The 11,431-nt window shown below is 33.6% G+C and carries 9 protein-coding genes; 2 read left to right on the top strand and 7 right to left on the bottom strand.

Going from position 1 to position 11,431, the window contains the following annotated elements:
* Positions 1-612 precede the first annotated feature (612 nt).
* Both L8T27_RS22760 and L8T27_RS22765 read right to left on the bottom strand, forming a co-directional pair.
* Positions 613-918, bottom strand: a complete 306-nt coding sequence (locus L8T27_RS22760) for a hypothetical protein (RefSeq protein ID WP_233314902.1) — start codon at positions 916-918, stop codon at positions 613-615.
* A gap of 779 nt (positions 919-1,697) precedes the next feature.
* On the bottom strand, positions 1,698-1,913 hold the full coding sequence (locus tag L8T27_RS22765) for a hypothetical protein (RefSeq protein ID WP_237943152.1): 216 nt from the start codon (positions 1,911-1,913) through the stop codon (positions 1,698-1,700).
* A 658-nt stretch (positions 1,914-2,571) separates the two neighbouring features.
* On the opposite strand from L8T27_RS22765, the gene L8T27_RS22770 reads away from it, so the two are divergent.
* Positions 2,572-2,874, top strand: a complete 303-nt coding sequence (locus L8T27_RS22770) for a hypothetical protein (protein WP_237943154.1) — start codon at positions 2,572-2,574, stop codon at positions 2,872-2,874.
* Positions 2,875-3,084: 210 nt separating this feature from the next.
* Here the strand turns inward: L8T27_RS22770 and cydC are convergent, their stop codons facing one another.
* Genes cydC through L8T27_RS22790 form a run of 4 tightly spaced genes read right to left on the bottom strand, consistent with a single transcriptional unit; the run spans position 3,085 to position 8,924 of the window.
* Complete coding sequence (gene cydC / locus L8T27_RS22775) at positions 3,085-4,803, bottom strand: thiol reductant ABC exporter subunit CydC (RefSeq protein ID WP_237943156.1); 1,719 nt, start codon at positions 4,801-4,803, stop codon at positions 3,085-3,087.
* The gene (cydD, locus tag L8T27_RS22780) at positions 4,800-6,533 is read right to left on the bottom strand and encodes a thiol reductant ABC exporter subunit CydD (RefSeq protein WP_127739822.1); all 1,734 of its coding nucleotides are present in this window, start codon (positions 6,531-6,533) and stop codon (positions 4,800-4,802) included. The genes cydC and cydD overlap by 4 nt, the downstream gene beginning before the upstream one ends.
* Before the next feature lie 28 nt (positions 6,534-6,561).
* Positions 6,562-7,575 carry a cytochrome d ubiquinol oxidase subunit II gene (locus L8T27_RS22785; protein WP_127739823.1) on the bottom strand — a complete coding sequence of 338 codons (1,014 nt, stop codon included), beginning with the start codon at positions 7,573-7,575 and terminating at the stop codon, positions 6,562-6,564.
* Positions 7,572-8,924 (bottom strand): cytochrome ubiquinol oxidase subunit I, encoded by a 1,353-nt coding sequence (locus tag L8T27_RS22790; protein WP_233314897.1) that lies wholly within the window; start codon positions 8,922-8,924, stop codon positions 7,572-7,574. The genes L8T27_RS22785 and L8T27_RS22790 overlap by 4 nt, the downstream gene beginning before the upstream one ends.
* Before the next feature lie 437 nt (positions 8,925-9,361).
* Here L8T27_RS22790 and L8T27_RS22795 point away from each other — a divergent pair, with 437 nt between their 5' ends.
* Entirely contained in the window at positions 9,362-9,820 is a 459-nt protein-coding gene (locus tag L8T27_RS22795) for a DUF2262 domain-containing protein (protein ID WP_233314896.1), read from the top strand.
* Between the two features lie 168 nt (positions 9,821-9,988).
* Here the strand turns inward: L8T27_RS22795 and L8T27_RS22800 are convergent, their stop codons facing one another.
* The gene (locus L8T27_RS22800; protein WP_233314895.1) at positions 9,989-11,428 is read right to left on the bottom strand and encodes a glycoside hydrolase family 1 protein; all 1,440 of its coding nucleotides are present in this window, start codon (positions 11,426-11,428) and stop codon (positions 9,989-9,991) included.
* Positions 11,429-11,431: the final 3 nt, after the last annotated feature.

Raw genomic sequence — 11,431 nt, forward strand, 5'->3', positions numbered from 1 at the left:
CTGTCTCCATGTAAAATTCATATTGGTTTTAAATTTACTTTTGATAACAACAATGATAAATGAAAATAAATATTTGATGCAATGATTCCTATTATTGAAAATATAATGGCATCTTTAATAAGGAAAGAGTGAGACCCTATAATTAAAAATAGAACACCAGCAAGAATACCAGCTACTGAATACATTCCCAAAACGAGAAAATATCTTACCTTTTTTGATTCTATTACTATGTTTTCCATACCAACATCTATAAGTAGTGATACCGGTATTCCTATAAAGTAATAAAATGGACCAAAAGAAACCAAAATCAGGTGCATAGAAAATACAAGAATATAATACTGCAAATAAAACAACAGATAGTGTGGCTGTTAAGAACCTTTTCATTACTACACTCTCCATGAATCAAAACTATTACAATAAAACAGTTGGTAAAATAAGCACCACTATTGTACCAGACTTATCAATCTATTGTAAGTGGTTGTTATGTTCCTTGTTCTACTATTTTAGATGGCCCTCTTCACTTATTACAGCCAGATAGTTCTATAATAAGGGCAACACCAACACCTTAAGAGATGACAATATGTATATGAATGCACCTTAGCAATACATAAATTACCCCCACCACATTGCACAAACAAATAATGACCACATTGATACAAAGGTTCCTACTGTTCCAAAAACAAAAATGTATAAAAGACTGTATTTTTTTTCAACTTTTTTTAATTTTATCATCCAAAATCCTATTACGGGAGTAACTAAGCATATACTTATGCTAATTACAGTAATTATAGTTAAGTAATAAATGCTATCTGTCGTATTAATTATCCCCTCAAGAAAATAGGCTAGTGATTGTCCATATACTCCTAATGCTGTTGCAGTAATTATTAACAGCCATAAAACTAAGTGACTCTTTTGCATTAAACTTTTCTCCTTGTGTAATTTTTATATAAAAGTATAATATTACACCAATGATAACATAAGTATTAGCGATTAGGGATGTTTTATATATATTTTTTACTCAATCTCATTTATAACATGAAAAAACCACCAAATAAGGTGGTTAGTGAATTTTTTTACTTAACTAAAAAACGAAAATAAAGTGCTAATACGTAATTACCTAAAATAAATATCGCATATATTTTAAACGTAAATGCAAAGAACCCTTTTTTCTTAAAATTTAATAACAGATAAAGAATTGATATTATTAATACAAGTATGTATGTAGGTGCTAAAACTAACTTTGAATATAGATCCGGAGTAGTCATTTTTTTCTCTTCATCCTAATATTTGAGTAAATTCCCTTTTGTTTGTATGTGTGTTTATTATATCTCTAAACTGCTTCGTTTAGATACTTAAATTTATTGACATTCTTATTGCACTAATCTCCCTCAATTATAAACACCTTAACTCTTAAAACTTAGGCCTCATGGGAAATCCTCTTCTTCTTCACAAAAATAAAATAGGTGTACCAGGATCATGGAACACCTTTAAGAAGGTCTGTTAATGAAGGCTTCACCTAATATAGGATATTATCCCTTTTTCATTATGGATACGCCACTTATCCAATTCTTGCTGATTTTTTGTTGTGAAGAATTACGCTTACGCTAACCATTCATTTGCAGCTTCAGAAAAGACATAAAAAAACAAGGCATTAATCCTTCTTGGATTAGTGCCCCGCTACCTTAAAAAATCAACTTTTATTTTATAGGCATAGTGTATGACACAGAAATATCATTGCTTTCTTGTATTTTCGTAAATATCTCATGAAGAATTTCTAATGCTCTTTCATTAGATTCATACTTCCCTAAAGCTTTATTCCATTCATTTGAACTGCCTACTATTTTTTTTCCTTCTACAGTAACCTCTTTTACACTTATCAAACTTTGTTTATCCTGAGAAAAAATCCATAACATAGTAAAACCATCCCTTTCATTTACACAGCATTTGCTGTATTTTTAAATACGTATGAGAATTTTTAAAGTTTCACTATTAAACTATCCTACACAGATTGTTTCACAAGGACAGGCCCCTGCCTTTTCAAAAGCATAGTCACTCTTTTATAATCTTCTCTAATCATTATAGGGTTTAGCAATAATCACCTCAGCCTCCTTTTATACCAATTTTTAACATTTAGAATACACCGTTTTATTGGTAAAAATTACAATAATTTGATAAAATTACTCATAGGTGATTAAATGACTGTTCTAAGGAAGGAAAAACAAAATAATTTTGTATGCATTATAATTAGTGCATGCATTTATTGCTGTAATTGTAGTGTTGTATATTTCTAGACATCATCCTAATACATTTAGTTTAGATAAAGTGGTAATTTGCTATTTAATAGTTATTGCCGGAAGCATTGTAGCCTTTATTTTATCTTTTAAAAACAGGATAAACTCTGCCCTGTTTGTTGTTAGCATATTATCAAGTCCTGTTTTAATTGTGATAATGTCAATCATTACATTTCTTTTAGCATTGGCAAATGGAATTTCAGAACCGTAATAGTATTAAAAAGGTGATTAGACTGTACTGTAACCCATTTTTTAGGTATCTAAGGAGGTGTAAAAAAATATGAGTGAACAGACTCAGGAAATTAGAAAAGGTTTTAACCCAATTGCACTTACTGTTATTTTACTTGTTTTAGCATTTATAGTGTTCTCTGTTTTTCGATACTTTCCCAATATACATATGCTGGTTAGTATAACCCTATATTTTATAATCGACATTGGGTTTATAGTAGCAATGATATTAGGAATAAAAACGAAAGATAAGCCAATCATGGTTTTCAGTATTATTTCTAATTCCATCTTTTTTGTACTGTTATCTTTGTTTACTTTTTTGCTGTTAGTAGCATATGGGATAGGAGGACCATAAAAGTCTCTACTTGGAGGCTTTTTTGTGCTTATTTATGGGTAAATCCTTACAAACAATTTCACTTATAAGTAAGCTCCTTTACCAACAAGAATATAATCCAGCTTATTATAAAAAAATCCAGCTATTCACAGCTGGATTTATTGGAATTGGTATTATTTAAGTACATTTCTTCACAAGGTTCTCTGTATTAATATTAACTTTTATACTTTTTTATAGTAAACTTTCTTCTAATGTTTTCATTTCATAGAAGTATCCTTGTTTGTTCATAAGCTCTTGATAGGAACCGGATTCTATAATATTTCCTTGGTCCATTACAATAATTAGATCCATTCTGTCTAATCCTTGCAGCCTATGACTGATTAGTATTAAAGTATCCTCTTTTGCATATTCGAAAAGTCGCTGATAAATACTTTGTTCTGTCAGTGCATCTAATGATGAAGTGGGCTCATCTAATAACCACAGATGTCCTTTCTTTAGGAAAGCTCTAGCAATGGCTAATCGCTGTTTTTCTCCTCCTGAAAGATTTTCACCGTTTTCTAATACTTGCTGATCTAATGAAAATTGTTCAAGATTTACGTTAGTTAAGGCAGCTTTCAACTGATCATCTGTAAGTTCAGCTCCAGCTAATTTTAGATTTTCTCGGATGGTACCATAAAAGAAATGATTTTCCTGCAACACTACCTTTGCTTGTTCCCAGATTGCTTCGCCTGCAATACTTGCTGTATCTTGTTTATCCCAGAATACTTTACCGTTTTGAACTTGTAGTAACTTTAAGGCAATTTGCAGTAATGTGGATTTTCCAGAACCACTTGCACCTACAATTGCTACTTTCGATTTAGATGGTATCGTTAATGAAAGATTAGGGATTGTTGTCCGCCAATCGCCTTGGTGTGTAAACTGGATTTCTTTAAAGTGTAGTGATGGGGCATTATCCGGTAATTTAAATATAGTCGCCTTAGTCTCATTAACCTGTACGTCTGGGTCTTCTACTACATCATATAAACGCTTGGAAGCATCACTGCTTTCTTGCATATAGATTGGAAAGACGGCCATTGGTGCTGCAGGCTCAAAGACAGTAAGGGAAACCATGACTAGCATTGCCAAAAATATCCCTTCTAATGTACCATTCGTAACTAAATATGCTCCAAAGGCTAAGACAAACCAGCTGACTACAAAGGTAATAAATCCATTAAACGATTGACTGGATATTTTATTTATATTTTTAGCTTTTTGTTGAGCAATATAGGCTTCTGATTGACTTATTAAATGATTTTGTTTTGTTTGTAATTGTTGAAATAACTTTAAATCACGAAAGCCAAACATCATTTCTGTAATATATGTGGATAATTCACCACGTTCATTTCTAACTTTGCCATTAATCTTCACTTGTCTTAAGGTAAATAGCGCTGGAATAAGGACGGTGGTCAATAAAAATCCAATTAAAAGGATTACAGCAATCTCCATTGAATAGAAGCTAGCAAAGAAAATGGTACTAATAAAAACAAGTAATAACACCATTGGTGGGTAAAAAACTCTCAGAAAGAAATTTTGTAAACTTTCTACGTCTCCAACTACACGTGCTAGTAAATCTCCACTTCTATACTTTTGAAAAACATTTGGAACAAGTGGGGTTAATTTTTCAAAAAAAGCCACTCGCAAATTACTTAAAATGGTAAATGTTGCTCTGTGGGAATAAAGACGCTCTCCGTATTTTGCCCCTGCTTTAACTAGACCTAATAATTTTACAGTTGATGTTAATACAATTAATGTATAAAAGGGAGGGGTTAAGGCCGATTTAGAAATAAGATAACCACTTGCTGCAAATAAACCTACACTACTAATTCCAGCAATAAAGCCACAGATAACCGCAATAACGATATCTTTTTTCTCTATTAAAACTAGTTTAATTACTTTTAGCAAAGCGCTCATTGTTTAGCCCCCCCTTTTTGAATGGTAACAATTTTTTTATATGCTGGGATATTCTCAACCAAGTATTCATGCGAACCAGTTGCTTGTAACTGCCCATTCTCTAGATAGAGAATCTGATCTGCATTTTTAATGGTATGCAATCGATGTGCTACCGTTATAACAGTCGCCTTTTCACTTAGCATTTCAATCGATTGCTGCAAGATACTTTCCGTAGCAAGATCAAGTCCTCGTGTTGGCTCATCAAGTAAAACTATATTCGGTTTTTTCAGAAAGGCTCTGGCAATGGATACCCTTTGTTTCTCGCCGCTAGATAATCCCCTGCCTGCTTCCCCTATTTCTGTTTGAAACCCTTTTTCTAAAGATTTTATAAGTGGTAAAAGCCCAGCCAATCTTGCAGCCTCTTCTATAGCTGTTTCTTCTACCTTATCTGTAATCCCCATTGATATATTTTCGGCTATCGTACCAGAAAAAATATAAGGGTGCTGTGAAATGTAAGAGATCTGATTTAACCAGGAAGCTTCTGTATAGCTAGTCAGCTCTCTACTATTAATTTTAACTGACCCATGATCTGGAGTTATCATTCCTGCCAATATGTTAAGTAAAGTAGATTTCCCTGTTCCACTTGCACCAACTATGGCAATCTTTTGTTTTGGCAAGAACGTAGCAGTGACCGGCTTTAATTGAAAGTCCCCAACAGGATAGGTATATCCTACTTGATCAAGTAATATAGTTGGAGGAACATCCTGCTTTGGCAGCTCTTCTTTTCCCCATAACAACAAGTTTTCTTGTTCCTCAAATTCTTCTAATACTTTTTTCGTCGCTCCCATACTTGCTCTGCCATTATGGAATGTTGTTCCTAGTTCTTTTAATGAAGTAAAAAACTCAGGAACTAATATAAGAATTAAAAAGGCCGTAAAGAATGACATGTTTTCATAAATAATCATCTGTATAGCCAATTCCAGTGCAACAATTCCTATACTTAACATGGAGATAAGTTCAAGTGCAAAGGATTGTGTAAAAGCAATCTTTAGTATATCAAGAGTTGTGTCACGAAAACTCAAACTACTTTTTTCTAATTCATCCTTTTGACGTTTCGTTTGGTCAAATAACTTTAACGTAACGAGTCCTTTTAATGCATCTAAAAAGTTACCAGAAAAAGAAGCTAGTTTTTCTAACTTCTCTTCTGATTTTTTTTGCGTTTTAATTCCGATGATAATCATATAGATCGGAATAAAAGGAGCGGAAACTAATAGTATTAAACCTGAATTGATATGTTGTGTAAAAATGATTATTAGCACTAAAATCGGTACAAAGGTGCTCTGCATCACTTGCGGAATAAATTGACTATAAAAGCTATCCATCTCATCCACACCATCAAGCAGCATACTAACCTTTTTACCTGTTTGCCCTTTTTCTGCTAACTGAATAGAGCTACCAGCATATTTCGTTAATAATTCTTTACGCGTAGCATTCTTTACATCGCTCGCAATGGAAACACCGATACGTTTACTTAGATAATCAGAACTAGATCTAATCAATAGTATGAATAATAATAGGATTAACCATGGTATAACTGCTGAAAAGGTTTGATGATTCAAGAAGACACCATCCACTATATTCGTCATTGCGAAAGCCTGTGTAATAACGGCTATACCAAGTATTAATGTTAATCCCATTAAAAGAAAAATTCTTTTTTTATATAACCAGATGGTCTGCTTTAATTTTTGCATAATCAATTCAGCCCTTTGTTCAATCTCATTATTTTTTACCCTTCGCGTAATCTGCATCAAATAAGAACAGACGCATTAACAAAATCAGGGAAGGAACTAATAATAGCAGTCCAGCTATAAATGCAACAATAAGTGCAATTCCCATCGAAGGATTTGTAACACTATTTTCTATACTGATTTGCGGATATAGTAAATATGGAAACTTGGCCATGCCGTATCCAAAAAAGGCAAAAAGAAATTGCAGCATAATCGCTATAAAAGCAACACCATAATACTTGCCAATATACAATAGACTAATCGCAATTAAGAAAAATGCCATCGATAGACCAAAAACCCACCATAAATCAATCATATTTTCGTAATTTTGCTGATTGCGCTGACTTAAAGCTATCATGGTTGTAAGTGCCATAATAATGGTTGGTGTTGCCCAAAAAAGTGCCCATTTTCTTACTAAATGAAGTGCCGGTATATCATTTGCTCTTGATGCATAGTACGTTATAAAGCTCGCACTAATAAACAGGACAGAGACAATAGCCAAACCAACAATGCTCCAAGCTAATGGACTAGTAAATAACTCAAAGTATTTTAATGATACGTGTCCATTTTGTTCTGTAATGAATCCGCCCTCAGAAATCGTTAAGGCAACCGATAGAGAGGCTGGGATAAATAGCCCTGTTGCACCATATAGAAACATATAAATATTACTTTGTTTTGACCCATAATTTTCAAAAGCATAAAAGGAACCGCGAATAGCTATCAAAATGATGGCAAAACTTGCGGGTACAAGTAATGCTGATCCATAGTAATAGGCTGTTGATGGAAAGAATCCAACAATACCAACAAAAAAGAATACTAAAAATACATTTGTTACCTCCCAAACTGGAGATAAATAACGTGAAATAATTTTATTGATAATGTGATCTTGTTTCGTAACTTTTGCATAGTAAGCGAAAAAGCCTGCACCGAAATCTATGGATGCCACTATTAGATATCCATATAAAAATATCCATAATACACTAATCCCAATTACTTCATAGCTCATTTTTTATCCCCCTTATTAAGTTCAGGGTAGTATTTCTCTAATTCGAGTTCCACAGGCTTATCTTTAAATAATTTCCTTAAAGTAAGGACAAATAGGGTTCCAAGCACTAAGTATAGTGCTAAAAATAAGAAAAACATGTGAACAATATAGGGAGATTTAGTTGCTGCCTCTTCCACTGTCATATATCCTCTTAAAATCCATGGCTGTCTGCCCAGCTCTGCAAATACCCAGCCAAATTCGACTGCTAACATCGCAAGTGGGCCTCCTAAAGCGAGTAACCATAATACAAACTTGTTATGGACATCCCATCGTTTAAATCTACTTAACACTAGATATAGGAATGAAATTCCTAATAAGAAAAAGCCAATCATAACCATCAAATCAAACAAATAGTGAATGATTAATGGTGGTCGCTCACCTTCTGGGGTTTCCTCAAGTCCTAGTACCTCACTCGTAAAATCACCATGAGCTAAAAAGCTTAGAAAACCTGGGACTCGAATAGCTCCAACGACTTCATTGTCTTCATTTAACCATCCAAACAGAACTAGATCGGCATTTCCCTCTGTTTCAAAGTGCCACTCTGCAGCTGCTAATTTTTCTGACTGGTGCTTAGCTAGATACTTTGCTGATAAATCTCCACCTAATGCAGTTAGCATAGAGAACACAAACATAGAAATAACAGTCATTTTTAATGCTTTCTTATGATATTCTGCAGCACCTTTCTTTTTTAATAGTGCAAACGCAGCAATGGTAGCTAAAATTGCAGCAACTGTTAAATATGAACCTCCTAAGACGTGAAAAACTCTTGTTGGAGTTGACGGGTTTAACATTGCTTGCAATGGATTTACAGCAGTAAACTCACCATTCACCATTGTAAATCCGTCTGGTGAATTCATAAATGAATTCACTGTACTAATGAATACTGCGGACATACCTGCACCGATGATGACAGGTAAAGATAATAACCAGTGTGTATATTTCCCTTTAAATCGGTCCCAAGTATATAAATAAATCCCCAGGAAAATTGCTTCAAAGAAAAATGCAAAGACTTCCATAAACAGCGGCAATGCAATTACATTACCTGCAAGCTCCATAAAGTTAGGCCATACTAAAGATAGCTGTAAGGCTATAGCCGTCCCTGTAACCACACCTATAGCTACAGATATTACAAAACCACGGGACCAGCGTTTAGCTAATAATTCATAATGTTTGTCTTTCTTTTTAATTCCAATAAATTCAGCTAAAGAAATAAATAATGGTACTCCTACACCTAATGTAGCAAAAACAATATGAAAAATTAGAGTCATAGCAGTAATTAATCTGCTTACCGTAACTGTATCAAACTCCATTTTCACCCTCCTCAAAATGTAATTTTATGTGAAATAATGAACAAGTTATTGCATACTTTGTTACTCTTTGCACAATAAAATGTATCATTCCTTCATTTTCATTTAAAAAACCACATATCCACCTTTTTAATTCATCGTAGTATATGTATTTCTTTTTCTATTTCCACTATATTTATAATGTTAACATGGATTTCTATAAAAATTTATGTCCATTTTTCGAAGGATTTTTTTCCCAAATGACAATATTTAAATAACATATTATTTCGAATTATTAATTTAAAGTTCTGATAGAGAATAATGTTGATTTTCCTTTTTTAACTATCGGGGTAGTTAGTGGAAGAAGGGTTAATTAATTTCTATAATGAATTAGAGATAAAAAAGCAAGAAAATAGTGATGTAATCAATAGAGGATTATGTTAATAGAAAGGTGCTAGGAGATGAAAAAATCAATACAAAGTAGATTCATTGGAGTGTTTACATATAATGACGATTTAAAAGTATATGAGGCAAATGAAGGGAAAATACATTGGAAATTAGATATAAGAAATGAATTTGTTGATGTAGATGAGATGTTGAAAAAAGCAGAAAAACTTTTTTCATGTATAGAAGAATTTGATAAAAATGCAAAAGTATCCATAGCAGAGAAATTGATTGATTATAAAAATGATTTTTGGCCCGAGTATGATGAGGATGATGAAAATTTAAATTGGGATGCTGTAGATGCAGGGGAATATGATATAACAAAAGAAAATTTTCAGGAAGCAATTACCCTTTATGACATCGAAATTAGAGCAAATGAAATTTACTGTGAATATGATGATGGAGATTTATTTGTTGGGCATAGAATACATGCTTACTTTGATAATAATTATGTGTTATTAAGGGCTGATGTATAGAAATAATTTTATTTTTTAAATTTTTTTGTGACAAACACTAAAGTCTTGGTCTTTTCTATTAAAATAAACATCAAAAATGACCTTTATCAGAGCCAATTTAATAGATTTTACCAATAATCCTTTTAAACAAACAAAAAGCATGAGAACAAGTCTCATGCTTCCTTAATTTTATAGCTCTTCCCCATTTGTTGCAATTACATTTTTGTACCAGTCAAATGATTTTTTCTTGCTGCGTTCTAATGTTCCGCTGCCGTCGTCATGCTTGTCAACGTAAATAAAACCGTAGCGTTTAGACATTTCGCCTGTTGATGCACTTACTAGGTCGATACAGCCCCATGGTGTATAACCCATTAGCTCTACTCCATCTTGAACTGCCTCTCCCATTGCTTTTATATGTTCACGCAAGTAGTCAATGCGGTAATCATCGTTAATCGTTCCGTCTGCTTCTACTTTATCATAAGCACCTAAACCATTTTCGACAACGAATAGAGGTTTTTCATAACGATCATATAGTTGGTTTAGAGAAATTCTTAATCCAGTTGGATCAATTTCCCAGCCCCAATCACTTGCTTTCAAGAAGGAATTTTTTATTCCGCCTAGTATGTTACCTTGGCCCACTTCTTCTGGTTTCTTGTCTTTCTTTTCTGTACGAGACATATAGTAGCTGAGTGCAACATAGTCAACTGTATGCTCCTTAATTAGCTCTAAGTCGCCTTCTTTAATATCTAGTTCAATTCCATGTTCTTTAAAATAGCGCTTAATGAATGCTGGATAATGACCACGCACTTGCACATCTCCACAGAAGTAGTTGAAGATTTGTTCTTCTTGCAATGCGAATAGAACGTTCTCTGGGTTTGAATCTACAGAGTAAGTTGGCAGGTAAACAAGCATGCAGCCAATTTGTGCACCTGGAATGATTTCATGACAAAGCTGAACCGCTCTTGCACTTGCTACAAATTGATGGTGATATGCTTGGAATGTTGGCTGGTAGCGGTCTTCTTCACTTTGAATCGCAAATCCTAAACCAAGGATTGGCATATGTAGACTGCTGTTAATTTCATTGAATGTCATCCAGTATTTTACTTTATCTTTGTAACGGTTGAATAGTACTGTTACATATCTCTCAAAGAATGTTACTAACTCACGGCTTCTCCAACCACCGTATTCTTTTACTAGATGAATTGGCAATTCATAGTGAGAAATTGTCACAACTGGCTCAATATTGTATTTTAATAGCTCATCAAACACTCGATCATAGAATGCTAAGCCTTCTTCGTTTGGCGTAAGTTCATTGCCATTAGGAAAGATTCTGGACCAAGCGATGGACATACGGAAAGTTTTGAATCCCATTTCAGCGAAAAGGGCAATATCCTCTTTGTAACGGTGGTAAAAGTCAATTGCTTCATGGTTTGGGTACGTATATTTCTCTGTGTCTAGTTCAAAATCAAAGCCTGGATCTGAAAGCACTTTTAATCGAACTTTCCCGCCTGGAAGCACGTCTGGTGTGTTTAAACCTTTTCCACCTTCATTTGAGGCACCTTCTAATTGGTTTGCTGCAGTTGCTCCTCCCCAAAGAAATCCTTCTGGGAACTTAAATGTTGATGTCATGTT

The organism is Niallia sp. Man26 (assembly GCF_022049065.2).
GTDB lineage: Bacteria > Bacillota > Bacilli > Bacillales > Cytobacillaceae > Niallia.

Bases quoted from the DNA above. Each gene is read 5' to 3' on its own strand.
- L8T27_RS22760 (WP_233314902.1), bottom strand. From the start codon at position 918: ATGCAAAAGAGTCACTTAGTTTTATGGCTGTTAATAATTACTGCAACA.
- cydC (WP_237943156.1), bottom strand. From the start codon at position 4,803: ATGAGCGCTTTGCTAAAAGTAATTAAACTAGTTTTAATAGAGAAAAAA.
- cydD (WP_127739822.1), bottom strand. From the start codon at position 6,533: ATGCAAAAATTAAAGCAGACCATCTGGTTATATAAAAAAAGAATTTTT.
- L8T27_RS22765 (WP_237943152.1), bottom strand. From the start codon at position 1,913: ATGTTATGGATTTTTTCTCAGGATAAACAAAGTTTGATAAGTGTAAAA.
- L8T27_RS22800 (WP_233314895.1), bottom strand. From the start codon at position 11,428: ATGACATCAACATTTAAGTTCCCAGAAGGATTTCTTTGGGGAGGAGCA.
- L8T27_RS22770 (WP_237943154.1), top strand. From the start codon at position 2,572: ATGAGTGAACAGACTCAGGAAATTAGAAAAGGTTTTAACCCAATTGCA.
- L8T27_RS22790 (WP_233314897.1), bottom strand. From the start codon at position 8,924: ATGGAGTTTGATACAGTTACGGTAAGCAGATTAATTACTGCTATGACT.
- L8T27_RS22785 (WP_127739823.1), bottom strand. From the start codon at position 7,575: ATGAGCTATGAAGTAATTGGGATTAGTGTATTATGGATATTTTTATAT.
- L8T27_RS22795 (WP_233314896.1), top strand. From the start codon at position 9,362: ATGAAAAAATCAATACAAAGTAGATTCATTGGAGTGTTTACATATAAT.